18 protein-coding genes and 1 pseudogene are annotated in these 25,830 nt (G+C 71.4%); 12 read left to right on the forward strand and 7 right to left on the reverse strand.

Annotated elements, in window-relative coordinates; genetic code table 11:
• Positions 1 to 94 precede the first annotated feature (94 nt).
• Entirely contained in the window at positions 95 to 2,623 is a 2,529-nt protein-coding gene (locus HNP84_RS29360; protein ID WP_185053161.1) for an FG-GAP-like repeat-containing protein, read from the forward strand.
• Positions 2,624 to 3,054: 431 nt separating this feature from the next.
• Here HNP84_RS29360 and HNP84_RS29365 read toward each other — a convergent pair whose 3' ends face one another.
• From HNP84_RS29365 to HNP84_RS29370, 3 genes are read right to left on the reverse strand one after another with little or no spacing between them, the layout of a single operon-like run.
• On the reverse strand, positions 3,055 to 4,533 hold the full coding sequence (locus tag HNP84_RS29365; protein WP_185053162.1) for an AMP-binding protein: 1,479 nt from the start codon (positions 4,531 to 4,533) through the stop codon (positions 3,055 to 3,057).
• 29 nt (positions 4,534 to 4,562) lie between these two features.
• Positions 4,563 to 4,928, reverse strand: a complete 366-nt coding sequence (locus HNP84_RS53625; protein WP_246518842.1) for a thiolase C-terminal domain-containing protein — start codon at positions 4,926 to 4,928, stop codon at positions 4,563 to 4,565.
• Positions 4,847 to 5,746, reverse strand: a complete 900-nt coding sequence (locus HNP84_RS29370) for a thiolase family protein (RefSeq protein WP_312925940.1) — start codon at positions 5,744 to 5,746, stop codon at positions 4,847 to 4,849. The genes HNP84_RS53625 and HNP84_RS29370 overlap by 82 nt, the downstream gene beginning before the upstream one ends.
• Positions 5,747 to 6,085: 339 nt before the next feature.
• On the opposite strand from HNP84_RS29370, the gene HNP84_RS29375 reads away from it, so the two are divergent.
• From HNP84_RS29375 to HNP84_RS29390, 4 genes are all read left to right on the forward strand, one after another.
• Positions 6,086 to 6,850 (forward strand): enoyl-CoA hydratase/isomerase family protein, encoded by a 765-nt coding sequence (locus HNP84_RS29375; protein WP_185053163.1) that lies wholly within the window; start codon positions 6,086 to 6,088, stop codon positions 6,848 to 6,850.
• Positions 6,851 to 6,965: 115 nt separating this feature from the next.
• On the forward strand, positions 6,966 to 8,195 hold the full coding sequence (locus tag HNP84_RS29380) for an ABC transporter substrate-binding protein (RefSeq protein WP_185053164.1): 1,230 nt from the start codon (positions 6,966 to 6,968) through the stop codon (positions 8,193 to 8,195).
• Between the two features lie 6 nt (positions 8,196 to 8,201).
• Positions 8,202 to 10,904 (forward strand): branched-chain amino acid ABC transporter permease/ATP-binding protein, encoded by a 2,703-nt coding sequence (locus HNP84_RS29385; RefSeq protein WP_185053165.1) that lies wholly within the window; start codon positions 8,202 to 8,204, stop codon positions 10,902 to 10,904.
• A complete protein-coding gene (locus HNP84_RS29390) occupies positions 10,901 to 11,605 on the forward strand; it encodes an ABC transporter ATP-binding protein (RefSeq protein ID WP_185053166.1) in 705 nt (234 codons plus the stop codon). The genes HNP84_RS29385 and HNP84_RS29390 overlap by 4 nt, the downstream gene beginning before the upstream one ends.
• A 444-nt stretch (positions 11,606 to 12,049) precedes the next feature.
• On the opposite strand, the gene HNP84_RS29395 is transcribed toward HNP84_RS29390, so the two are convergent.
• Positions 12,050 to 12,700 carry a TetR/AcrR family transcriptional regulator gene (locus HNP84_RS29395; RefSeq protein WP_221336894.1) on the reverse strand — a complete coding sequence of 217 codons (651 nt, stop codon included), beginning with the start codon at positions 12,698 to 12,700 and terminating at the stop codon, positions 12,050 to 12,052.
• 627 nt (positions 12,701 to 13,327) lie between these two features.
• Here HNP84_RS29395 and HNP84_RS29400 point away from each other — a divergent pair.
• Positions 13,328 to 14,659 carry a prolyl oligopeptidase family serine peptidase gene (locus HNP84_RS29400; protein ID WP_221336895.1) on the forward strand — a complete coding sequence of 444 codons (1,332 nt, stop codon included), beginning with the start codon at positions 13,328 to 13,330 and terminating at the stop codon, positions 14,657 to 14,659.
• Between the two features lie 484 nt (positions 14,660 to 15,143).
• Here the strand turns inward: HNP84_RS29400 and HNP84_RS29405 are convergent, their stop codons facing one another.
• Positions 15,144 to 15,329, reverse strand: a complete 186-nt coding sequence (locus HNP84_RS29405; protein WP_185053167.1) for a hypothetical protein — start codon at positions 15,327 to 15,329, stop codon at positions 15,144 to 15,146.
• 444 nt (positions 15,330 to 15,773) lie between these two features.
• Between HNP84_RS29405 and HNP84_RS29410 the strand changes: the two genes are divergently transcribed.
• Complete coding sequence (locus HNP84_RS29410; protein ID WP_185053168.1) at positions 15,774 to 16,751, forward strand: L-threonylcarbamoyladenylate synthase; 978 nt, start codon at positions 15,774 to 15,776, stop codon at positions 16,749 to 16,751.
• A gap of 246 nt (positions 16,752 to 16,997) precedes the next feature.
• Positions 16,998 to 17,351, forward strand: a pseudogene (locus tag HNP84_RS29415) (zinc ribbon domain-containing protein); the annotation flags it as partial.
• A 35-nt stretch (positions 17,352 to 17,386) separates the two neighbouring features.
• Here HNP84_RS29415 and HNP84_RS29420 read toward each other — a convergent pair.
• Positions 17,387 to 17,737 (reverse strand): helix-turn-helix transcriptional regulator, encoded by a 351-nt coding sequence (locus tag HNP84_RS29420; protein WP_185053169.1) that lies wholly within the window; start codon positions 17,735 to 17,737, stop codon positions 17,387 to 17,389.
• A 156-nt stretch (positions 17,738 to 17,893) separates the two neighbouring features.
• Between HNP84_RS29420 and HNP84_RS29425 the strand changes: the two genes are divergently transcribed.
• From HNP84_RS29425 to HNP84_RS29440, 4 genes are all read left to right on the forward strand, one after another.
• Positions 17,894 to 18,403: a hypothetical protein gene (locus HNP84_RS29425; RefSeq protein ID WP_185053170.1), complete on the forward strand. Its 510-nt coding sequence runs from the start codon at positions 17,894 to 17,896 to the stop codon at positions 18,401 to 18,403.
• Between the two features lie 275 nt (positions 18,404 to 18,678).
• Positions 18,679 to 22,947, forward strand: coding sequence for a HAMP domain-containing protein (locus HNP84_RS29430; protein WP_185053171.1), 4,269 nt, complete (start codon positions 18,679 to 18,681; stop codon positions 22,945 to 22,947).
• A gap of 44 nt (positions 22,948 to 22,991) precedes the next feature.
• Positions 22,992 to 25,352: a SpoIIE family protein phosphatase gene (locus tag HNP84_RS29435; RefSeq protein ID WP_312925943.1), complete on the forward strand. Its 2,361-nt coding sequence runs from the start codon at positions 22,992 to 22,994 to the stop codon at positions 25,350 to 25,352.
• A gap of 193 nt (positions 25,353 to 25,545) precedes the next feature.
• Positions 25,546 to 25,713, forward strand: a complete 168-nt coding sequence (locus tag HNP84_RS29440) for an STAS domain-containing protein (RefSeq protein ID WP_185053172.1) — start codon at positions 25,546 to 25,548, stop codon at positions 25,711 to 25,713.
• A gap of 7 nt (positions 25,714 to 25,720) precedes the next feature.
• Here HNP84_RS29440 and HNP84_RS29445 read toward each other — a convergent pair.
• A partial coding sequence (locus HNP84_RS29445; protein ID WP_281396313.1) for a sigma factor-like helix-turn-helix DNA-binding protein occupies positions 25,721 to 25,830 on the reverse strand: 110 nt, incomplete at its 5' end.

The following is a 25,830-nucleotide window of genomic DNA, read 5'->3' on the forward strand; positions in this document are numbered from 1 at the left end:
GTTGGCGGACATACCATCCGCATACCGGGCGTCTCTAGCCTCGTTTCAACCCGCGGATGGCACGGGCCGGGGGAGTCACCGGAGGTTTCTGATCATGAGTTCTCCACCACGCTGGGCGACGCTGGGCGTCGTCGCAGCGATGGCAGCGTCCTTATCCGTAGCGGTCGGGCCGGCGCCGGCCGGCGCATCCGCGATCTCGCCTCCGTCGCTGGTGGACGACGGCCTCCACCCTTACCCCGGCGCGGCGGAGATCCTGGCGGCTCAGAATGTCAGGCTGATCTCCGGCGACGGCCATATCCTTCTGGCCGACTGCGCCACGCCGGCACAGGGCGACATCGGCCTGCTGAAGGTCTGGACCACCGACGAAGCCATCGGCTCTGACGGGATCGGCCGGCTCTGCTTCAAGGTGACCGCATCCGCCGGCGTGCTGAACCTCGAAGTTCCGGGCGTGTTCGAGATCCGCGGCGACGGCCAGCGGGAAGGCACCGGTCACCAGGTGACCGCGCAGCTGCGCAGCGACGACGGCGAACAGCTCACCGTCGACGTGGATCCGGACGGCAGCACTCAGGTCGGTCTGGGCGCCGACCCGAACGCGTCGCCGACCATGTTGCTGCAGCTACGTGCCGGCACCGGCCCAGCGCCGGGCACCGGCGAGCACACGGCGGTCGGCAAGATCGCCACCGTCGGCCGCGAGTGCACCGCGACGCTGGTCGCACCCCGCTGGGTGCTCGGCGCCGCAAGCTGCCTGGCCACCGATCCGAACCAGCCCCAACTGGCCGAGGGCCCGCCGGTCGGCGCGACCTATGTCACGTTCCCCGGTAAGTCCGCCACCAAGGTCGACTGGCTGAGCCCGCGTCCCGGGCGCGACGTGGTCCTCGCCCGGCTGGCCACCCCGATCGAAGGGATCACCCCGATTCCGCTGGCCGCCGCCGCTCCCACCGGTGTCGAGCTGTCCACCGTCGGCCACAGCCGCGCCGCCGCGACGGCAACCGATTGGACCACCGACCGGCAGCAGAGCGCGCAGATCACCTTCACCGCCTCCACCCCTACAACGCTGACCGCCGCGGCCGGCCCGCTCCTGTGCAGCGGCATGGCTGGTGCGCCCGTCCTCCACGGCGGCAAGATCGCCGCCGTGCTCAGTCAGGCGGGCCAGGCCGGGTGCCCGGACACCGCCGGGAACGGCAGCGCCCTCACCGCCGCCCGCGCTGACGACCTCGCGACGTGGGTCAACGCCATCACCACCACCACGGCGGACCACACCTGGTCCCTGGCCGACCTGCCCGCCACAGCCACTCCGGGCACCGCCGTCAGCGCCGCCGCCGACAGCGCCTTCACCGGAACCGGCCTCCCGTTGACCGACACAGCCGGCGCGACCTGGAAGATCGGCGACACCTTCAGCCCGGCCGTCGAACTCAACGGCACCACCGGAACCCTTTCGGCCGCTGGCCCCGCCGTCGTCACCGATGCCGACTTCAGCCTCAGCGCCTGGGCCAAACCCGCCGGCGATGGCACCGTTCTGTCCCAGGACGGCGTCAACACCGCCGGCTTCAAACTCTGGGCCGAGAACGGATCCTGGCGCTTCGCCATGAGCCGATCCGACGTGGCCAGTCCCGTCTGGGACACCGTCACCGCACCCGCGGGAAGTGCTCCGGCAGGTGTCTGGTCACAGGTCGCCGTGACCTACAAGGCCGCCACCGGCATCGTGATCCTCTGGGTCAACGGACGGAACGTCGCCAGCGTCCGCCACACAGCGAAGTGGAAAGCCACCGGCGCATTGCGCGTGGGCGCGCACAAGACCGGCGCCGCCAGCCTCGGCGGCCACTTCAAGGGCGTCCTGTCCACTCTTCAGACCTGGAACCGGCTTTCGCTCACGCCTGCGCTGAACAATCACGACTTCGACGGGGACGGCCGCAACGATGTCATCATCACCGACGGAGCCGGTGACCTGTGGATGTATCCGAACCAGGGCGGCTCGGGACTGACCACCGTCAGCGTCAGCAACCGGGTGAAGATCGGCAGCGGGTGGGGTTCCCTGAAATGGATCGTCACCGACTGGGACGCCGACGGCCTGGCCGACGTCGTCATGAAGGACTCCGACGGCGTTCTGTGGATGTATCCCAACCGGAGCGGACAGCTGATCTCCGGCGCCAGGCAGCAGATCGGCACCGGCTGGGCCGACTACGTCCACGCCGCAGGCAACGCCAACGGCACGCCGCGCGCGGATCTGTTCGGCATCAACAACGGCAACGGCGCGTTGTACTACTACCCCGACGGGGGCGGCAAGACGGCGATCGGCAGCAGCGGCTGGACCGATTTCCGCATCTTCCCCGCCGATTTCAACGGCGACGACCGCGCCGACGTCATGGCGATCGACACCGCAGGCGAGCTCTGGTTCTATGCCAACACGAGCCAGAACGGTGTCACTCTTGCCGGCCGTACCCAATCCGGCACCGGCTGGAGCAACTACAAGGTCGCGGCCATGGATCTGAGCGGTGACGGCAAGACCGACCTGGTCGCCCACGACGGCAGTGGAAACCTGTGGTTCTATCCCGGCAACGACAACGGTCGATTCGGCAGCCGCTCCCGGATCGGGGTCAACTGGACGATCAACGCCATCGGCTGACCGGCTCTGCTGAATGCACCACCATCTGGTGGCTGTGAGGACCGGATCGCGAGAGCCGGAAGGCCAAAGAGCGGGATTGAGTAACAAAGCTCAGCCAGGCCCCATGCCCGAGAGATCGGGTATGGGGCCTGCGGCGTTCTGATCATCATCGTGACCGGGCCAAGCCGACGCTGGTGCCCTCAGGGCCTGCTCGGCAAGTGAGAATCACAGGGCGTTCCCCTCGCGATACAGGTGCCCGAGTCCGGCCCACAGGGCCAGGCCGGCTCGGCGGCGTGCCGCGGATCGCGGGCGCTCCGGGTTTCCTGGCCTGCGCGCTGGGCGTGCGGCGCCGGCACTGGGACCGGCCCCGGCGGCCCGCCTTCGGCTGGGACGGTCTCGCCGACACCGAACGCGCGAGCCACCGGTCTCCCCGTTCCAGCCGGGCGTCGCCGTCAGCCTGGGCTCGGCGCGCCGGCGACGCCGCGCCGGAGCCGCTCGCCGCGCAGGGCGGAACGCCTGACCTTTCCGGCGTCGTCACGGAGCGGGGCGGCCGTGAACTCGAACGTCCTGGGAATCTTGTACGCCGAGAGCCGCCCGCGCAGGAACGCGGCCAGCTCGTCGGCCGTCACGGCGCCCGTGGTCTGCACGATGGCGCACGGCACGGCGCCGAGGTCTTCGTGGGGCATGCCGATGACGCACGAGTCCAGCACGGCCGGGTGCTCGCCCAGCGCGGCCTCGATCTCGGCGGGATAGACGTTGGCGCCGCCGACGAGGATCATGTCGCTCTCCCGATCGGTGAGGAACAGGTAGCCGTCGGAGTCGAGGTAGCCCAGGTCGCCGTAGCACTCCCAGCCGCCGTCGCGGGTCCTCGGCCGCGCGCCGACGTAGTGGTACCCGGGCCGCGCATCCGGCCCGCGGCGCAGCCACACGTGGCCCACTTCGCCGGGCGGAAGTTCGCGGCCGTGGACGTCCAGGATCGTGATCTCGCCGAGGACGGGGCGGCCCACGGATCCGGGGCGGGTGAGCCATTCGGCGCCGTCGATGGCGGTCGCGGCGATCCCCTCGGTCGCCGAGTAGATCTCCAGGATCCGCTCCGGGCCGAGCCAGCCGATCCATTCGCGTTTGAGCCACGGTGGGCACGGCGCGGCCATGTGCACCACCCGGCGCAGGTGGGAGAGATCGTAGCGGTCGCGGGTCTCCGGGCCGAGGCGCCAGATGCGCTGCATCATCGTCGGCACGACGTAGAGCCAGCCGGCCTGATGCGCGTCGAGGTCGCGGAGGACCCGCTCGGCCTCGAAACGATGCTGGAGCACCACGTGGGTGCCGAGCAGCAGCGCCAGCACGCTGAACAAGAACGGGGCGTTGTGGTGCAGCGGGCCGGGGACGACGGCCGTGCCGTCCCGCGGCATCCCGGCGAGCAGGGCGAGCGGGGTGACGGTGTCCACCAGCGCCGGCGCGTCGGTCACGATCACCTTGGGCCGGCCGGTGCTGCCCCCGGACGTGGTGGCCTTCCAGGACGGCGACACGGCCGGGGGCAGCGGGCCGTCGTCCTCGCCGTCGGCGTCGAGGGGCAGCGCGGGGAACCGTGTCGCCCGCCCGGCCGCGACGACGCCGGCGGGCTTGACGATGTCCAGGACGGCGTCGAGCTCGGCCGGCGGCATCCGGGCCGACAGCGGCTGGGGGACGGCGCCGAGCTTCCAGGCGGCGAACGCGGCGACCATGAAGTCCGGGCCGTTGTCCAGGGCGATGCTGACGTGGTCGCCGGGGCGCACCCCCTCGCCGGCGAAGGCGCGGGCGAGCCGGTTGCTCCGCCGGTCCAGTTCGGCGCGGGTGATCGTGAGGCCGGCGCAGGTGACGGCAGGCCGGTCCGGGGCCTGTTCGGCGAGGTCCCTGATCGCCTCGCCGAACGTCGTGGGAGTGCTGGGAGTCACTTCGCCTCACCTTCCGATGCGGGACCTGGTCAGTCCACGGCCTGGTAGACCGTGACGACGCAGGCGGAGCCGATCCCCAGATTGTGCTGGAGCGCGGTCCTGGCGCCCTCGACCTGACGCCCGCCCGCCGTGCCGCGTAGCTGCCAGGTCAGCTCGGCACACTGGGCGAGGCCGGTGGCCCCGAGCGGGTGCCCCTTGGACAGCAGGCCCCCCGACGGGTTGGTGACCACCCGGCCGCCGTAGGTGTTCTCGCCGTCCATGATGAACTTCTCCGCCGTGCCGGCGGGGGTCAGGCCCAGCGCCTCGTAGGTGATCAGCTCGTTGGCGGTGAAGCAGTCGTGCAGCTCCACCACGGGGATGTCCTCGGGACCGATGCCCGCCCGCTCGTAGGCCATGGCCGCGGCCTCGGCGGTGATGTCGTACCCGACGACCTGGCGCATGTCGCCCTCGAAGCTCGACGGGCGGTCGGTGGTGAGGGCCTGACCGGCGACGCGCCGGTGGCCGGCAGGCCGCGCCGCCGCGCGTACTCGGCGCCGACGAGCACGACGGCCGCGGCCCCGCTGGTCGGCGGGCAGCACTGCAGCCGGGTCAGCGGGCCGTAGATGTGCGGCGAGGCCATGACCTCCTCAAGAGTGACCGGGTCGCGGAAGACGGCGTACGGGTTGTGCGCGGCATGCCGGCGCGCCTTGACCGAGATCATGCCGAAGACCTCCGCCGAGATGCCGTACTCCTCCATGTACGCCCGGCCCGCCCCGCCGAAGAGCTGGGCGGCCAGGGGCACGCCCTCCTCGGTGCCGTACAGGTCGTCGTGGCGGTCCAGGTAGCGGGAGGCGGGGCCGAGCCGGTCGGGCCAGTGCTCGACGAGGGCGCCGCGCCGCATCTGCTCGAAGCCGAACGCGAGCGCCACGTCGGTCTCGCCGCCCGCGACGGTCTGGCGGGCCAGCCACAGCGCCGATGAGCCGCTGGCGCAGTTGTTGTTCACGTTGACGACAGGGACCCCGGTCATGCCGACCTCGTAGAGCGCCGCCTGGCCGCAGGCCGAGTCGCCGTAGACGTACGAGGCGAAGGCGTGCCCGACATCGTCGAGCGCAAGCCCGGCGTCGGTCAAAGCGGCCCGGATCGCCTCGCGGGCCAGGTCCTCATAGCGCTTGCCGGCGCTCGGCGTGGCGAACGGAACCATCCCGACGCCGGCGACACGCACGTCCGCACTCACGTGGAACCTCCTCGAAGGGAAGACAGTCAACTGTGACTCACAGTAGAACCGGAGTGGATGGTGAGGCAATGGTTGGCGGCGGCAGGAGTAGCAGTCTTCGTTGACTGTCGTCGATCGACCATGCCGCACCGTTGGAGGTCGCACCGCGCCGATTCCCCTCGGTCATCGGACCTCGGGGCCCCCGGCGACCGTGATCGTCGAGCGCGGCAGGTCCGGTTGTCCGCCAAGGCCACCGGCCAGCCCCATCCGGTGTACCTGGATCTGGACGCCGCCCGCGCGAGCGGCCACCCCGACCTGCTGTGACAGTCAGATCTGACTGACGGCTGTTACGCTGGAGCCATGAACCAGCCGGCAGTGGACGGCCTGCGGGTCGAGCGCCGCGACGCCGGGATGTGGGTGGTCCTCGACCGCCCGCATCGCCGCAACGCGCTGACGCTCGATCTCGCCGGCGCGTTGATCGACGCCCTCTCCGACCCGCCGGACGACGTCAGGGCGGTGGTGCTCACCGGGACGGGGCCGGCGTTCTGCTCCGGCGGCGACCGCGCCGACCTCGTCGCGGTCGCCGCCCAGGGGCCGATCGCGGTCACGGACGTCGTGTACGCCCGCTTCCAGGGGCTCGTCAGGGCGATCGCGGCCGCGGAGGTGCCCGTGATCGCGGCCGTGAACGGCCCGGCCCTCGGCGCCGGATTCGACCTGGCCCTCGCCTGCGACCTGCGCGTCGCCGCCACAGAGGCCACCTTCGACTGCTCGTGGGTCAAGGTGGGCCTCGTCCCCGGGATGGGCGGCGCGCACATGCTCACCCGTACGGTCGGCGCGACCCGCGCCGCCGAGCTCGTCCTGCTCGGCCGGCCGATCGGCGCGCGGGAGGCCCTGGAATGGGGGCTCGTCAACGCCGTCGTCCCGGCGGACGATCTCATCGAGCACGTCTCCGCCATGGTCGCCACGCTGGCGAGCCGGTCGCGGCCCGCCCTCGCCCGAGCCAAGGCGGCGCTGCGCCGCGCCCGGGACGCCGGGATGGCCGAGGAGTTCGCGACGCTCGGCGCCGTGCAGAGCTCGCTGGCCGCCGCGCTGGACCTGGAGCGGTGGGCCAAGGTCAGGCCCTGATTGAATCCGCCCGCGGTTACGGGCTTGTTACGGCTGCCCTCGGCGCGTATCGTGCAGTCAACTTTGACTGTCCTCTCCCGCTCCATGCATCCCCTCGAACCACTTGAGGAGAACCGTGACAGCTCACCGTCCGCACAAGACATTCACGGCGGTCACCGCGGCGACGTTCCTCGTCGCGTCGGCCGCCACCGGCTGCGGGGCGCAGGGGGGCGCCTCCGGCGACGAGATAGTCCTCGGGGCGCTCGGCCCCTACACCGGAACCTTCTCCAGCACCTACGGCGCGGTTCCCAGCGTGCTCGACGCCTGGGTGGAGACCGTGAACGGCGCCGGGGGCATCGGTGGTAAGCGGGTCAGGATCGTCACCAAGGACATCGGCGCGTCCCCGGGGGCGGCGCCGACCGCGGTTCGCGAGCTCATCGAGCGGGATCACGTCATCGCCATCGTCGCCAACCAGGATCCCGGCGTCAGCGCCTGGGCCCCGTACGCGGCGAGCAAGGGCGTCCCCGTGCTGAGCGCGGTCACCGAGACCGACTCCTATCTCAACCCCGGCAACTTCAACGCCCAGGGCTCGGCCTTCGCCGTCGCGTACGGGCTGGGCGAGCAGGCCAAGGCGCTCGGCGGCACGCTCGGCGTCGTCTACTGCGCCGAGCAGCCGAGCTGCGCCCAGCAGGCTCAGCTCATGCAACTGTTCGTCAAGGCCCAGGGCGTCGAAGTGCCCGTGGCGACCAAGGTGCCGGCGAGCACCGCCGACTTCACCGCGTACTGCCAGCAGATGAAGGACGCGGGCGTGCGGACGGTGTTCAACTCGCTGTCCAACGAGCTCGCCGAGCGCATGAACGACTCCTGCGCCCAGCAGGGCCTGACGGCCAAGCAGATCATCAGCGGCGCCCTGACGAACCTGACCTGGAAGACCGATCCGGTCTACGACGGCAGCGTGGTGCTCGACCCGGTCGCCCCCTTCTTCGCGACCGGCGTGCCCGGGGTCAAGAAGTACCGGGACGCCCTGAGCAAGTACGCCCCCTCCATGATCGGCACCGAGCAGGACAACTCCGTCGCGCTGCGGGCGTGGGCCTCCATGCAGGTCTTCGGCACCGCCGCCGCGACGGTCGAGGGGCCCGTGACCTCCGCGTCGCTGCGGGACGCCATATACGGCCTGAAGGGGCAGACCCTCGACGGGATCGTCCCGCCGATCGCCTTCGAGAAGGGGAAGGCGACCTTCTCGAGGTGCTACTTCCGGTGGTCGCCCTATGGCGAGTTCAAGGCCCTGGACGACGGCAAGCCCGTCTGCGTCGATCCCGCGAAGCTCGACCCGCTGGTCGAGCCGGTCCTCGCGTCGCTGCGCTGACCCGCGATGACGACCTTCGTGTTCGCCGGCCTGACGACCGGCTCCATCTTCGCCATTGCGGCGATGGGCCTGGTCCTCACCTACAAGACCTCCGGCGTGTTCAACTTCGCGCACGGCGCGCTCGCCAGCGTCTCGGCGTTCCTGTTCTACTTCCTGCACGTCCAGCAGGGCCTTCCCTGGCCTGTCGCGGCGGCGCTGTGCGTCCTCGGCGCCGGCCCGGCACTGGCCCTGGTGCTGGAGTGGCTGGCGCGCCACATGCAGTCGCGGCCCCTGCCCGTCAAGGTCCTGGGGACCATCGGGCTGCTGCTGGCGATCCAGGGCGCGATCGACCTGATCTACCAGCCCGGCATCCAGCGCTCGGTCCCGCAGTTCCTGCCGGTGGAGCCGATATCGATCCTCGGCACGCCGGTGGCCGGCTACCGGGTGATCATCGTCGCGCTCGCCCTCACGGCCGCCGTCGCCCTGACCCTCCTGCTGCGGTTCGCCCGGATCGGGGCTGAGATGCGGGCGGTCGTCGAGGACCCGGAACTGCTGGACACCTTCGGTACCGGCCCGGCCCGGGTACGCCGCGTCGCCTGGCTGCTCGGCTCGTGCGGCGCCGCGGTCTCCGGCGTGTTGCTGGTGCCGCTGCTGCCGCTGGACTCCACGACGTTCACCCTGCTGATCGTCACCACCTTCGGCGCGGCGGCGTTCGGCGCGTTCACCAACCTGCCCCTCGTCTATGCCGGCGGCCTGGTCATCGGCGTCGGGCAGGCACTGCTGCAGAAGGAGTTCCTCAACGCGACCAGCCTGGCGGGCGGCCTCGCGCCCGCGCTGCCGTTCCTCGTGCTGTTCCTGCTTCTGCTCCTCGCGCCCCGGCTGCGTACGCCCGGAGACGGGAGGCTCGTGGCCCGTGCCGCGGCCGGCTCCTGGACGCCTCCGTGGACCGTGCGCGCCGGCGGGCTCGCCGCGCTGTTCGCGGTGCTCCTGCTCGCCCCCTTCTTCGCCGGTGCACAGATCACGGCCTGGACCCAGCTCGTGGCGTACACGATCCTGTTCCTGTCGCTTGGCCTGCTCGTCCGGCTGTCCGGCCAGGTGTCGCTGTGCCACGTGAGCTTCATGGCCATCGGCGCCGCCGCCTTCGCCCACGGCATGTCCGACCTCCACCTGCCATGGCTGCCCGCCCTCGCCTTCGCCGGGCTCGTGGCCGCGCCGGTGGGCGCCCTGCTGGCCGTGCCCGCGATCCGGTTCTCCGGGCTGCACCTGGCCCTGGCCACCTTCGGCTTCGGCATGCTGCTCCAGCAGATGTTCTACGGCCAGCCCTACATGTTCGGCCCGCTCGGCTTCGGCCTGACCATGCCGCGTCCCGAGGTCGGCCCGCTGGCCGGCGACACCGGCTACTTCTACGTCGTCCTCGCCTTCGCGGTGCTCGCCGCGCTGGTCGTCGTGGTCGTCGAGCGTGGCAGGCTCGGCCGCCTGCTGCGCGCGATGAACGACAGCCCGGCGGGCCTGATCGCGTCCGGCGCGTCGATCAACGTCACCAAGGTGCTGGTGTTCTGCCTCTCGGCGTCGATGGCGGCGGTCGCGGGCGCGCTGGCGGGGTCGGCCGTCGGCTACGTCGGACCGGAGTCCTACCAGCCGATCGTGTCGCTGCAACTGTTCGCGCTCACGATGATCGCCGTCGGTGGCCTGCCCTGGTACGCGGTGGTGGCCGCGGCGGGACAGGTCCTGATCCCGGCGTACGTGTCCGGCGCGGCGACCGTGACCAGCGCGCTCACCCTCGTCTTCGGCCTGGTGGCCCTGCACGCGGCGATCCAGCCGGCGCCGCCGTCCCTGCCGGCCGCGGTCCGGCGCCTGCTGGACCGGCTCGCGGCGCCGGCGCCCCGCCGTCCCCCCGAACCCCCGGAGCAGGAGGGCCCCGGGGATCCGGCGGAGGCGCCGGCGGCCGGCGGACGCGGCCTGTCGCTCGGCGTACGCGGCCTCACCGTGCGCTTCGGCGGTCTGGTGGCCGTCGACGGCGTCTCGCTGAGCGTCCCACCGGGCCGGATCACCGGGCTCATCGGCCCGAACGGCGCGGGCAAGACCACCGTGTTCAACGCCTGCTCCGGCTACGTCCGCCCCGCGACGGGCTCGGTCGTGCTGGGCGGGCGGCGCGTCGACCGGCTCGGCACTGCCGCTCGGGCGCGGCGCGGCCTCGGCCGTACCTTCCAGCGTGTGGAACTGTTCGACACCCTGTCCGTACGGGAGAACGTCGCGCTCGGCCGCGAAGGACGCCACGCCGGCCGTAACCCCGTCACCCACATGGTGGTACCGCGCGCCCAGCGGGCGGAGATCGACCGCCGGACGCGCGCGGCGCTCGACCTGTGCGGACTGACCGGCATCGCCGACCGGCGCGTGGCGACGCTGTCCACCGGGCAGCGCCGGCTGGTCGAACTGGCCCGGTGCGTGGCGGGCGGCTTCGAACTGCTCCTGCTGGACGAGCCGTCCTCCGGGCTCGACCGCGCCGAGACCGAGTCCTTCGGCGACATCCTCACCACCGTCGTACGGCAGGGCGGCCTCGGCATCCTGCTCATCGAGCACGACTTCGCGCTGATCAACCGGCTCTGCGACCACGTCTACGTGCTCGACTTCGGCAAGCTCATCTTCGAGGGCACGGCGCGGGAGGCCGGCGCCTCGGCCGCCGTCCGCGACGCCTACCTCGGCCAGGACCCGGACCAGGTGCTGACATGACCATCCTCGCTCTGGACGGCGTCACCGCCGGCTACGGGACGACCACGGTGTTGCGGGACGTGTCGCTGAGCGTCGGCACCGGGCAGATCGTCGCCGTGCTGGGCGCGAACGGCGCCGGGAAGTCCACGCTGCTGCGGACCGCGGCCGGGACGGTCGTGCCGTCGGCCGGACGCGTCCGCCTGGACGGCGCCGATGCCACGCGGCACCCGCCGTACCGCCGGGCGCGGCGCGGCCTGTGCCTGATCCCCGAGGGCCGTGGCATATTCCGCGGCCTCACCGTCGAGGAGAACCTGCGACTGCAGATCCCCCGCGGCGCGAGCCTGGGCGAGGCCGTCGAACGCGCCGTCGCGGTGTTCCCCGCGCTGCGGGAACGGCTGAAGACCACCGCCGGCACCCTGTCCGGCGGGCAGCAGCAGATGGTCGCGCTCGCCCGCGCCTGCGTCACCGACCCGAAGGTCCTGCTCATCGACGAGGTCTCGATGGGCCTCGCGCCGATCGTGGTGGATGAGATCTTCGCCGCGTTGCGCGGCATCGCCGCGACCGGGGTCGCGATGGTGCTCGTCGAGCAGTACGTGGGCCGGGCGCTGGAGTTCGCGGACACGGCGGTCCTGCTGCGCAAGGGACGCGTGTCGTACGAGGGGCCGTCCGCGGAACTGGACGAACGGGTCGTGCTCCGTGACTATCTGGGAGTCGGGGAATGAGCACCGGCCGGTCACGCTCGCGGCCACGGCGATGCCGGCCTGCCCGCGTACGGCCGGTGGGGCCCGCACGCGGGCCGCGGTCTCGCGCAGCCAGATGTGGGCGGCGTCGTGGGTGTGCACCGGGTGCCACCACATGGCCTCCTGGAGGGAGACCTTCTGGTACTGCACGACCAGGTCGGCCTCGGCGGCCTCGGCGGCGGGGCCTCCGGTGCCGGGGTCGCGGTCCCGGGGCGGTGACGTTGACCGCGCGGGCCTGGGCGAGTGATCGAGTTGGTCGATGCCGTGGCGGGGCGCGGCGACAGAGCCTGAGCAGGTGGCTATCCGCGGGCAACATCAGGGGGCGGCCGAGGAGCCTGGGGGTGTGGTGCTGGTAGAGCCTCAGGATGAGATCGGTGAGCAACCATCTACTGCGGCGTTGCCTGCCAGGCGGTGACGCTCATTCCGTCAGGAGTTCCCGGTGAGCGGGCGGGCTCCTCGGAGGAACTGTTGGGCGGCGGTTTCGACGAGGTCGTCGAGGAGTTCCGGTTTGACGATGCTGCCGTTGATGATCGAGGCGATGCCCTGGAGGGTCGCGAACAGGACGATGCCGATCCGTTCTGGGGCACCTGGTTCGAGGGCGCCCTGTGCCTGTCCCTGCGCGATCAAGTCGTTCATCAGCCCGAACGGCGCCTCGGCCGCCTTGCCGATCCGTGTCGCGCCCGGCCGGTGCTTGCTGGTGTACATCAGATCGAGCAGCGCCGCGTTCTCGGTGGCGAAACGCAGGTAGGCCGTCATGGCGGCCCGTACGCGTGCCGGAAAGTCCGCCTCCGCGGCGGCCAGTGCGGCGCGCAGCGCCGTGTCCAGCCGGGCGAACCCGGCTTCGGCGAGCGCGTCGAGCAGCGCCTGACGATCCGCGAAATGCCGGCGCGGTGCGGCGTGGCTGACGCCGAGCTCTCGCGCCAGATCGCGCAGTGACAGCTCGTCCGCACCGCGTCCCCGCAGGTGGCGCTCGGCCGCTTCGAGCAGCGCGGCGCGGAGTTTCCCGTGGTGGTAGGGCCGCTCGTCGGTCGCAGATGGCACTGTCCCACGATAGCGGAAGGTATTCGTTGACAACATTGTTTCCAGTGACTACAATGTAGCTCATGACAACATTCGGGTCTTCGGCATTCCCGCTATGACAGAAGGTCGCGCCGTCGTCACCGGTGCGAACAAAGCGGGATCGGCCGCGCCGCTGCGTGTGCCCTCGCCGCCAAGGGCGCACGCGTCGTGCCGGCCGTGCGCAACCCCGAGAAGGGTCACGCGCCGCCGTCCCAATGACCGGTCACCGCAAGGTCCGGCGGCTCGGGATCGAGTCGTCACCATCTCGTCCAACGGCACGGGCTGCGCCACCAGAGCGCCGCACTGGAGTGGGCCGCATGAAGACCCACAACATCCGGCGCGACCACTGCCGCGCCGGCCACACCCTGGGCGTCACCGCATCCGGCATCGCCTTCCTGCACAACCTCGCCGTCACCGGCTGATCACCCGCTGGCGACAAACCACGAGATCAGTTACGAGACCGGCATAAATCCCGAATTCCAACGGATTATCGCTCAACTCCTTGCGCAGCTCCGGCCACAACCCCGCCGATCGAGCTGCGTCTACCGCCCGGGCGAAGAGCGCTGACGCCCTCTCCGGGTTGTCGCTGGTGGTCGTGTTCATCCCGCGTGGGACCGTGCCCGCGCTCCGCCGAAAGGAACGATCGTGAAGCTCCTGCTCGCAACCACACTCGTGGCCGGGCTCCTGTCGCCCGCTGCCGCGCCACCGTCCCATGTCGAAGGTGCGCTCCCGAGCGGCGCGACCTACGTCATGGACGTGCCGAGGGATTGGAACCGGACGGTCCTGGTGTACAGCCACGGCTACACCCCCGACGGCACACCTAACCCCGCTCAGAACGCTCCGAGCGCCGCGGTCCGGACCGCGGCGCTCGACCACGGGTACGCCCTGATCGGGTCGTCGTACGCCGAGACCGGCTGGGCACTCGAACACGCGCTCCGCGACCAGTTGTCCACGGTAGAGGAGTTCGCGAAGCGGTTCGGCAAGCCCCGCAGGACCATCGCGTGGGGCGCCTCACTCGGCGGCATGATCACCACCGGCCTCGCCGAACGGCACGGCCACCGGTTCGCCGGCGCGCTCTCCATGTGTGGGGTGCAGGCAGGCGCCGTCGCCAGCTGGAACAACACCCTCGACCCGATCTTCGCCATCCGAACCCTGCTGACGACGTCCAACACGCCGCTCGCCGACCTGCCCGACCAGGCCTCCGCGCTCGCGTCGGCGGCCGAGCTGACCTCGGCACTCGACGCCGCACAGGCCACTCCCCAGGGCCGGGCCCGCATCGCGCTCGCCGCGGCACTGCACAACATCCCGGCGTGGACCACCGCGTCGTCGCCGGAGCCGGCGCCCGACGACTACGACACCGCACAACGCAACCAGTACGAGCAGTTGCACAACACCATCTACACAGGGCTGCCCGCCCGCCAGGAGGCGGAGACCTGGGCTGGTGGCAACATGTCGTGGAACACCGGAGTGAACTACGCACACCTGCTCGCCCGCTCCGCCGTCCGCCCCGAAGTCGAGGCGCTCTACGCCCGCGCGGGACTGTCGCTCACGGAGGACCTCGCGACCCTTGCCAGGGCACCTCGGATCTCGGCCGATCCGGGCGCGGTGGCGTACATGATCCGCTACCTGACGTTCACCGGACGACCGGGCACCCCGCTGTTCACGATCCACACCACCGGGGACGCGGACGTGCCGGTGCAGGGCCAGCGCGCCTACGCCGACGCGGTACACGACGCCGGCTACGAGAAGTCGCTCCGTCAGGCGTTCGTCCATCGCGGCGGCCACTGCACCTTCACCACCGGGGAGATCATGGCGGCGTTGGCCGCACTGGAGAAGCGGGTGGACACCGGCCGGTGGCCCGATACGGGCCCGAACGCGCTGAACGCCTCGGCGGCACGGCTCGACCCCGGCGCGACGCACGCATACCGGACCTACCGGCCGGCACCGTACCCGCGGCCCTTCGACCTCGCACGGTGACGGAGGTCGCCGACTGAGAGAGAAACGCCGCGAGGCGTTCCGTTTCCCAGGAACTCCAATTCGCGCCCGCTGGACTCGGAGCAAGGCTCAGCAACAAGCGGGAATCAGTGGCGAGGGGCAGACCCGCTCAACGCTCGCACCCGTACGGGCCTGGTCGGTCCGCACCATGCCGAGGCTCGGAAGGAGGCTGTGGCCTCCAACAGGCGGGCCGAAATCTCTCCGCCGTCGGTGGTCGGGCCGTCGGCGCTGCCGTTCGGCCCGGTTGGCGATGTGGAGGGGTACGAGGACCTGAAGCCGAACCCGCGAAGGCGCGCACGACCGAGGAGTTCGTGAAGCTGATGGGCCAGTACCGGGTATGGGCTGGTGAATTCTCTTTGCGGGAGCCGGCCAGGCGGTCCCGCGGGGCGTTCGGGACCAGCACCCTGTGCCAGGCGCCGAACTCGGACCATCCGCCCCAGTAGAGCTCGCAGCAGGGCGGTGAGGGTCAACGGAGCTCGGTACAGCGCCGGAGCACCCTGCGCAGCGGCTCCGGCCAGCTCGGGTACGGTGCTCCCATCAGCGCGTCGATCACGGCCAGGGACGGCGGGTCATACGCCGCGGCTGAGACGCCCAAGACGATGGCCCGGTCGATCAGGTAGGCCATGCTGTAGACGCGGTCGCGGTGGAGCACCCTGCCGCACAGGACGCGAGCTCGCGCCGAGTTCCCGCTGCGCCGGGCGGCGAACGCCGGCAGCGGTACTCAGAGTGTGGGTACGCCAGCGCATCTACTCGGCCGCGATGGGCAGGGACATGATCCGCGCCGCACGGGTTCGACTACGGTGGGCACCGCGAGGAGTGGCTACGACCATCGTCTTCGGCCATACACGCCTTGCGTGCGCGCCGGCCCTACCGGGTTGGAGTCCTGCACCACCAGGCGACGCCCGACGGTGACCGACCGGCCGGGGTAGGGCCTGTGGGTTCTACGCTGAGTCAGTCTGTCCCGGTGGTGTTCCCCGGTGCCGTGGTGACGGCGTTCATGCGTCCGGGCACACGCCCGGTATCCCGGCCCTGGTTCGGCGTCACCGCCGACGAGACCGCAGGATGTGGAGAGCGGAACAGTGAGAGGATTGGGAGGATGACGGCAAGAACCAGTGACATCGAGAAGGCGGCCAGTGTGCTGCGCGCCGGGGGCCTGGTGGCCTTCCCGACCGAAACCGTCTACGGTCTGGGCGCCAACGCCGAGGACTCCGCCGCCGTCGCGCGCGTCTTCCAGGTCAAGGGGCGCCCGCCCTCCCACCCGCTGATCGTCCACATCGGCGGCGCGGAGCACCTGGGCGACTGGGTCGAGAACGTGCCCGGGCCGGCGCGCCTGCTGGCCGAACGCTTCTGGCCGGGACCACTCACGCTGGTCCTGCGGCGCGGTCGCCGGGTGCCCCTCGAAGCGACTGGTGGCCTGGAGACGGTGGCCGTGCGCGTGCCCGGCCACCCTGTCGCGCTCGCGTTGCTGTCGGCCTTCGGCGGCGGTGTCGCGGCCCCGTCCGCCAACCGCTTCGGCTCGGTCAGCCCCACAACGGCGGACCACGTCCGTGCGGAGCTGGGTGATGCCGTCGACTTCGTGCTGGACGGCGGCCCCAGCGAGGTCGGCGTCGAGTCGACCATCGTCGATGCCACGGGCGACACCCCGAGCGTCCTTCGGCCCGGCGGGGTGACGCGCGAGGACCTCGAAGCGGTGCTGGGGCGCCCGCTTGCGGTCCACTCGACGAGCCACGTCCGGGTGCCGGGCCAGCACCCGTCACACTACGCGCCACGTGCGCGGGTCGTCCTCGTCGAGCCCGAGAAGGTCGTCGCCGAAGCGGAGCTCGCGCAGGAGCTGGGGCACCGGGTGGGCGTCTTTCTTCCCCCCTCCTTCGCCGACGCCGAGGTGAAGGCGCACGCCGTGGTGGCGGTCCCCGCTTCGATGGCCGCCTACGCGCGCGGGCTGTACGGGTTTCTGCGCGAGCTCGACCAGCGGGGGTGCGACCTCATCGTCGCGTCCTTGCCGGTGGAGGAGGGGCTGGGACTCGCGATCGCCAACCGGCTCTGCCGCGCCGCGGGGCCCCGGCCCTCCGAGTGACCCGCAACGCCCCAACGGCCGGCGGTGCTCGGGTCACGATGCGGAGCCGGCGGTGACTTCGAGGCCGCCGGCTGCTACTAGCCGCGATCCTGACCGGGCTGGGAGCCTTGCTGGACAGCCGCGGCTTTCCCGCCGGCCCTGACGGCTATGCGCAACTGCTGGCCTGGGCGCGATCCTCCGGCGTCCTGCACCGGGCCGGAGTGGAGTGCACCGGCTCCTATGGGGCCGCGCCGGCCAGGACGCGGGGTCAAGAACGGGCGGCTGGCCCGCGCCATCTCCGATGCGAGCCGGCGGGAACTCCGCTTGATGCTGGAGTACAAGGCGGCCTGGTACGGGCGCACGCTGATGGTGGTGGACCGATGGTCGCCTTCCTCCAAGCTGTGCTCGGCATGCGGCGCGCTGCAGAAGACGATGCCGCTGGACGTCCGGGAACGGGCTGCGCCTGTGGCGCGGTCCATGATCGGGATGTGAACGCGGCCGCGAACATCCTCGCCACCGGCTGGCGGGGAGGTCAAACGCCTGCGGAGCCGGTGTAAGACATCAACGAGAGTCCTGTCGGGCGGGCGACCGGCAGTGAAACAGGAAGCCCGACCGGCGACGGCGTGGAATCCCTGCCTTTTCAGGGCCGGGAGGATTCAACAGCGAGACATGGAGGTACTCCGCGCCGGGACACCGGTCGGCGCGGCGGGCGAGGTGAACAGCCCGACGACCTCGCCTACCCTCACCCCGGCGTCGGCCGGATGGCGCAACGGCCGGCGCAGGTCCACCAGGTAGCGCAGCCGGCGGCCGTCGCGGATGCGCCGCACATACCCCTCCCGGGCCAGATCGGCGATGATGGCGAACACGGTGCGCTCGGTCACGCCGAGCGCGGCGGCCACCTCCCGCTGCCGTGCCTTGGGATGGCCGGCGAGGTAGGCCAGCACCCGCAGGTGATGCGTCAGGAACGTCCACCCCGGCCGATTTGGCTCGGCCTGCGCACCTGGCATGATCCGTCTCCCCTCGGGCTCCCGTGATACACCCCGTCACACCACACGAGCGAAGCCGATTACGTGAAACATCCCTCATGCCTATCCTGCCACCACTGGGTCGGCAGCACCTCTTGCCACCCCCGTGACCCGGCCGATCAAGGAAAAGGGGAAGCGATGAACCCGCAGGACCCGACCGATCCGCGGCGCCGGCTACAGATCGAGGTGGCTGCGGCCACACCGGGCCAGGCCGTGACCGTGCACTCGGAGCTGGACCAGGTCGGCCTGCGCTCGCCACGTCCGGGCGGCTGCGCGCGAGATCGACACACCAAGGTATGGGCCGTCGAAGAAAGGACACAATGCAGACTGAGTACCGAGGTCCACGCTTTGGCGATGTATGGCGTCTCAAAGCCCCAGGGTGAGCAGCGGTTCGGGCCGCCCGTTCTCATCGGGTCGCCTGACCTGTACCGCGCGGCCGAGAGCGACATGGTCGTGGTCGTGCCGGTGCGAGGAACGACGTGGATGGGGCCGCGGCTCGTGACCGAGTCGGTCCGTGGGGGCGGCGTCGCGGAGTTGGATCGGCTGACGTCGGTGCCTCGCGGGTGGCTGGCCGAGTATGTGCTGTCGTCGCTGGAGGAGCGGCATGCGGACATCGGCCGGCATGTACGGAACCTGATTGACCCCTGAAGGGCTGATCGTGCGGGAGCCGCCCCAGTTCGTTGCGGACCGGGGCGGTCGCTTGGTGTAGTAATCGGCGGTTCCCCGCGACATCCGCGCCTCGTTTCCCCCTGAGGGAGCCGGACGCAGGTGAAACGCCATAAGGTGACATAGGGGAGTGGTAGTAGGATTCGCGAAAGTCTGATCGGGCTTCTGGTCGATCCGCCTGGCGGCGGCCCGGGCCCGCACCACCGATGTCGACGACGAACTCCGCGCATTTCGGCGGCGGACAAGCGAGGGCGGACATGGAAGAGACGGCGACCGGCGCGACGCGCCAGGCGGCGGGGAGCGGGACGGTCGAGGAGCCCGAGCTGCGCATGCTGCTGGCGGGGCTGACGGCGGTCAGGGACGGCGACTTCGGCACCCGCCTGCCTGCCGACGCCGGCGGGCTGGTCGGCGAGATCGCGCAGGTCTTCAACGGCATGGTGCACCAGCTTTCCCTGTTCACCTCCGAGGTCACCAGAGTGGCGCGAGAGGTCGGCACCGACGGGCGGCTCGGCGGTCAGGCAGAGGTGCCCGGCGTCTCGGGCACCTGGAAGGACCTGACGGAGTCGGTCAACGCGATGGCGGGCAACCTGACCGACCAGGTGCGCTCGATCGCCGAGGTCACCACCGCGGTGGCCAGGGGCGATCTGTCGCAGAAGATCACTGTTGACGCCCGTGGCGAGATCCTGGAGCTGAAGAACACCGTCAACACGATGGTCGACCAGCTCTCCTCCTTCGCCGCCGAGGTGACCAGGGTGGCCCGCGAGGTGGGCACCGAGGGGCAGCTCGGCGGCCAGGCGGACGTCAAGGGCGTCGCCGGCACCTGGCGCGACCTGACCGACTCGGTGAACTACATGGCGGGCAACCTGACCGCGCAGGTGCGCAACATCTCCCAGGTCGCTACCGCCGTGGCGCGCGGCGATCTGTCGCAGAAGATCACCGTCTCGGCGCGCGGCGAGATCCTGGAGCTGAAGAACACCCTGAACACGATGGTGGACCAGCTCTCCTCCTTCGCCGACGAGGTCACCCGCGTCGCCCGCGAGGTCGGCACCGATGGACGCCTGGGCGGCCAGGCCGACGTCAAGGGAGTCTCGGGCACCTGGAAGGACCTGACGGAGTCGGTGAACGTCATGGCCGACAACCTCACCGCCCAGGTGCGCTCCATCGCCGAGGTCACCACCGCCGTGGCCAAGGGCGACCTGACGCAGAAGATCCGGGTGGACGCCCGCGGCGAGATCCTGGAGCTGAAGGAGACCATCAACACGATGGTGGACCAGCTCTCCGCGTTCGCCGACGAGGTGACCAGGGTGGCCCGCGAGGTGGGCACCGAGGGCCAGCTCGGCGGCCAGGCCACCGTGCGCGGCGTGTCGGGCACGTGGAAGGACCTCACCGACAACGTCAACTTCATGGCGTCCAACCTCACCAGCCAGGTGCGCTCCATCGCCCAGGTCGCCACCGCCGTGGCCCGCGGCGACCTGTCGCAGAAGATCACCGTCGAGGCCAAGGGCGAGGTCGCCGCGCTGGCCCAGACCATCAACACGATGGTCGACACCCTCAGCGCGTTCGCCGACGAGGTGACCCGGGTGGCCCGCGAGGTGGGCACCGAGGGCCAGCTCGGCGGCCAGGCGCGGGTGCCCAACGTGGCCGGCACCTGGAAGGACCTCACCGACAACGTCAACTCCATGGCCGACAACCTGACCGGCCAGGTGCGCTCCATCGCCCAGGTCACCACCGCCGTGGCCAAGGGCGACCTGACCAAGAAGATCGACGTGGACGCCCGCGGCGAGATCCTGGAGCTGAAGACCACGATCAACACCATGGTGGACCAGCTCTCCTCCTTCGCCGCCGAGGTCACCCGCGTCGCCCGCGAAGTGGGCAGCGAGGGCCGCCTGGGCGGCCAGGCCGAGGTCGAGGGCGTCTCGGGCACCTGGAAGCGCCTCACCGAGAACGTCAACGAGCTGGCCGGCAACCTCACCCGCCAGGTGCGCGCCATCGCCGAGGTCACCAGCGCCGTCACCTCCGGCGACCTGACCCGCTCGATCACCGTGGACGCCGAGGGCGAGCTGGCCGACCTCAAGGACAACATCAACTCGATGGTGAAGTCGCTGCGCGAGACGACCCGGGCCAACGAGGAGCAGGACTGGCTGAAGTCCAACCTCGCCCGCATGTCCGGGCTGATGCAGGGCCACCGCGATCTCGGCGCGGTCGCCGAGCTGGTGATGAACGAGCTGGCCCCGCTGGTCTCCGCCCAGTACGGCGCGTTCTTCCTGGCCGAGGAGACCGGCGGGGGAGTGGAGCTGAAGCTGATCAGCGCCTACGGCTACCCCTCCGACGGCGACTCCCCCAGGCCCACCCGGTTCAGACTGGGCGAGTCGCTGGTCGGCCAGGCGGCGCGGGCCCGGCGCACCATCGCCATGGACGACCTGCCACCCAGCTACGTGACCATCTCCTCCGGCCTGGGCCGGACCGCGCCGTCCTCGCTGATCGTGCTGCCCATCGTGGTGGAGGAGCAGGTGCTCGGCGTCATCGAGCTGGGCTCGGTGTACACGTTCACCCCCGTGCACCGGGCCTTCCTGGACCAGTTGATGGAGACCATCGGCGTCAACGTCAACACCATCATCGCCAACGCGCGCACCGACGAGCTGCTGGCGGAGTCGCAGCGGCTCACCGCCGAGCTCCAGGCCCGCTCGGAGGAGCTGCAGACCCAGCAGGAGGAGCTGCAGCGCTCCAACGCCGAGCTGGAGGAGAAGGCCGCGCTGCTGGCCAGCCAGAACCGCGACATCGAGACCAAGAACCTGGAGATCGAGCAGGCCCGCCAGGAGCTGGAGGCACGCGCGCACCAGCTCTCGCTGGCCTCGCGGTACAAATCGGAGTTCCTGGCCAACATGAGCCACGAGCTGCGCACCCCGCTCAACAGCCTGCTCATCCTGGCCCAGCTCCTGGCGCAGAACCACACCCGCAACCTGACGCCCAAGCAGGTGGAGTACGCCGGCATCATCTACTCGGCCGGCTCGGACCTGCTGCAGCTCATCAACGACATCCTGGACCTGTCCAAGGTCGAGGCGGGCAAGATGGACATCTTCCCGGAGCGGGTGCCGCTGCGCCAGCTCCTGGACGACCTCGACGCCACCTTCCGCCCGATGACCACGCAGAAGAGCCTGGACTTCCGGATCACCACGGCCGACGGCGTGCCGGTGGACGTGCTGACCGACGACTCCAGGCTGCGCCAGGTGCTGCGCAACCTGCTGTCCAACGCGGTGAAGTTCACCGAGTCCGGCAGCGTCGAGCTGCGTGTGGAGCCGGCCTCGCCGGCCGAGGTGCCCGCGTCGGTGCGCTCGCACGGCGCGGCCATCGCCTTCCGGGTCGCCGACACCGGCATCGGCATCGCCGAGCACCAACTGGAGGCCATCTTCGGCGCCTTCCAGCAGGCCGACGGCACGACCAGCCGCAAGTACGGCGGCACCGGCCTCGGCCTGTCGATCAGCCGCGAGATCGCCTACCTGCTCGGCGGCGCGATCACGGCCCGCAGCACGCCGGGCGAGGGCAGCGTCTTCACCCTCTACCTGCCCGTGGCCCGCCCCGACTTCGAGGAGACCACCCCGGCGCCGGCGGCGCAGGCCCCCGGGGACCGCGAGCCCGCAGCCGTCGTGCCGCCGCCCGCCCCGCAGCAGCGCCGCCTGCTCGTCGTGGAGGCCCGCGACCGGGGCCTGCTGTCCCTGGTCGCCGAGAGCGCGGTGGCCGACCTGGTCGACCGCCGCGGCCGCGGCGAGCAACGCATCCCGGTGGAGACGGTCACCGCTCTGGGGCCGCAGGAGGCCGCCGCCGCGCTGGCCACCCAGGCCTACCACTGCATCGTGCTGGAGCTGGACATGCCCGACGGCGCCGCGCTGCGTTTCCTGGAGCACATGGACGGCGACGCCGCGCTCCGCGGCGTGCCCGTGCTGGCCTACAACACCTGGCGACTGGACCCGGACCAGGAGGCCCGGCTGCAGGCGCGGGCCGCGTCCCAGCCGCTGGAGCTGCTGTCCAGCCTGGACGAGCTGCGCGAGCGCATCGCACTGCACCTGTCGGCCGAGGTGCCGGGCGACGTGCTCCCGCTCGTACGGCCGGAGGAGGCCACCGAGCCGTCCGCGCCGCACACGCTCGACCGCGGCCTTGCCGGCCGCACCGTCCTGGTGGTGGACGACGACAGCCGCAACCTGTACGCCCTGACCGGCATCCTGGAGATCCACGGCATGCAGGTGCTGCACGCCGAGGACGGCCGCAAGTGCATCGACACGCTCCTGGAGCACCCGGAGATCGACATCATCCTGATGGACGTGATGATGCCGGAGATGGACGGCTACGCCGCCACGGCCGCCATCCGGAAGATGCCCCAGTACTCCGACCTGCCCATCATCGCGGTCACGGCCAAGGCGATGCCCGGCGACCAGGAGAAGAGCCTGGCGTCCGGCGCCAGCGACTACGTCACCAAGCCGGTGGACGCCGACCACCTGATCGCGTGCATCCAGCGGTGGCTCGACCGATAGCCCCCTCCCCCGGCGAACCCTCGGCCACAGCGAAGGAGCGTTACGTGCACGATCCCCACGAGCCGTCCGGGAACGAGCCGCCCGCGGACGTGCCCGCGACCATGGGCCTCGGGCGGCTGGCGGCGACGGTGGAGCGGCTGCGGCGCGAGGTGCGGGAGGCGCACGCCGCGGCCGACGGCCGCGCCCTGATCGAGCTGGCCAAGGGCATCCTGGTGGAGCGGCTGGGGTGCAATCCGGCCGAGGCGGCCCGGCAGCTCGCCGGGCTCGCCGAGAAGGCCGGGCTGTCGCCGCTGGAGCTGGCGGCCGACATCGTCAACCAGGCGGCCCGCGACCGCATGACCCAGGCGGCCGGCGAGTTCCTGTCCGCGGCCACCGGCGACGGCGACGCCGAGAAGCTCTCGGTCGCCGTCCGGCTGCGTACCGCCGAGAGCGGCGCGCTGGCCGCCGCCGACACCCAGGCGGTCGCGGAATCGCTGCTGGAACACGCCCTGGTGCCGCTCGGCGCGCACGCCGTCGCGGTGTGGGCCGCGGGCATGGACGCCTCGCTCACCCTGGCCGGGTCGGCGGGCTTCGGCGAGGAGGAGGCCCGGCGCTGGCGGTACGTGCCCCCCGGCGTCGCGACACCGGCCCGGCAGGCGCTGCTGGAGCGACGCGCGGTGTGGTGGACCGATCTGTCCCGGACGGGCCTGCCGTCGGTCGGGCACCGCAGGGACGCCGCCGAGGGGCGCGTCGCGCTGCCCGCGGGCACGGGCGGGCGGGTCCTCGGCGTGCTGGAGATCGCCTGGCCGCACCCGGTGCCGCCGCAGCCGCCTCAGGTCGAGCGGCAGGTGGAGGCGCTGGCCGAGCTGGCCGCGCACACCCTGGAGACCGGCTCGCGGCCGGTGGCGTACGAGCCGGGTTCGGAGCTCGTGGACCTGGCCGACGGTCTGCACGACTCGGCGCTGGTGCTGCGCCCGCACCTCGACGCCGACGGGCGGCTCGCCGACTTCCGCATCCACCACGTCAACGGGGAGTTCGTGGACTTCGCCGGCCGCCCTCGCGGCATGGTGATGGGCACGCTGCTGCTGGAGTCGTACCCGATGTCGGCCGGCGAGGGCGGCCTGTACGAGAAGGTCGAGCGTGTCTACGCCACCGGCGAGCCGTTCCGGGCCGAGCGTATGACGCTGACCGCGCTGGTGGACGAGGTGCCGCTGAGCGTGGTCGCCTCGGTCAGCATCAGCCGGGTCGGCGAGGACGTGCTGCTGGTCTGGCGGGTCATGGACGAGGCCGCCCGCCTGGCGAACCTGTTGCAGCACGCCCAGCGGCTGGGCCGGGTGGGCGCCTTCGAGGAGAACGCGGTCACCGGCGGCGTCGTGTGGAGCGAGCAGATGTACACCCTGCACGGCCTGCCCGCCACCGAGCCGCCGATCCCGCTCCAGCGGCTGCCGCGGCACGCCCACCCCGACGACGGCGTCGCGCTCGGCCGGTTCCTGCGCACCCTGCTGCACCACCGCCGCCCCGCCTCCACCGCCTTCCGGCTCCAGCGGCCCGACGGCGTGGCGCGGCACATCCGCGTGGTCGCCGAGCCCGTCCTGGACAGCGACGGCACCCTGCTGGCCGTGCGCGGGGCGTTCCAGGACGTCTCGGCCCAGCACTGGACCGAGGTCGCGCTGGCCGCCACCCGTGACCAGCTCGCGCACAGCGAGCAGCAGGCGAGCGAGCGCAACCGCCTGGCCCTGCAACTGCAGAACGCCATCATGCCGCCCACCCGGGGCCCGTTCGAGGCGTTCAACCTCAAGATCGCCGTACGCTACCGCCCGGCCGAGGAGGAGCACTCGGTGGGCGGCGACTGGTACGACGCGCTCGTGTTGCCGTCCAAGCAGGTGCTGCTGTCGGTGGGCGACGTCGCCGGCCACGGCATCGAGGCGGCCACCGGCATGGTCGTGCTGCGCAACGCGCTGCGGGGCCTGGCCACCACCGGCGCCGGGCCCGCGCAGTTGCTGACCTGGCTCAACCTCGTCGCGCACCAGCTCACCGAGCAGATCACCGCCACCGCCGTGTGCGCGCTGTTCGACCCCGAGACCGGGGTCATGCGCTGGGCCAGGGCCGGCCACCTGCCGCCGATCCAGATCCGCTCAGGCACGCCCACTGAGCTGCCCATGATCAGCGGCATGATGCTGGGCGTGCTGGCCGAGGTCGAGTACGAGGAGGGCGCACACCGCCTGGAGCAGGGCGACGTCCTGCTGATGTACACCGACGGGCTGATCGAGCGCCGCGACCGCTCGCTGCAGCACTCGCAGCAGCACCTCCTACGAGTGGCCGGGGAACCGGGGCCTACGCTGGAGGAACGGCTGGACCATCTGCTCACCCACAGCAGGTCCGACACCGATGACGACACCTGCCTCATCGGCATCGAATACCGGTGACCGGTCCACCCGGGGAGGATCCAGAATCACCGAGATCAACCGTTCCGTTGATCGCCTGTACCCGGGCCGACTGCGGGTCCGGGCATGGTTCCCGGGACATGGCGCCCGGCGCGGGGGGGCGATGTGACACCCCTGAGGCTCGCCCACCGCCGCCTCCCCGGCATGTCGTTCATAGACAGCTCGGGGGTTCCGGGTGCTGGTGTCCTGCCTGCGGCGCACCCGCGACCACGGCGGGGCCACCCACCTGGCCGCGCTGCAGCGCTCGCCGTCCCACCTGCTGAAGTTGTTCGGCCTGCGCGCCCACCTGCGGGTGCACGACTCTGGGGACGAAGCGGTCGCCGCCGCCTGCGAGCGCGCGTGAACCCGGCTCAGGTCAGCAGCGTGGTGCGAAGCTGGGTCAGGACCTTCTTCAGCAGCCGCGAGACGTGCATCTGGGAGATGCCGAGCTCTCCGGCGATCTCCGACTGGGTCATGTTCC

It is taken from the genome of Thermocatellispora tengchongensis, assembly GCF_014202315.1.
Taxonomy (GTDB): domain Bacteria; phylum Actinomycetota; class Actinomycetes; order Streptosporangiales; family Streptosporangiaceae; genus Thermocatellispora; species Thermocatellispora tengchongensis.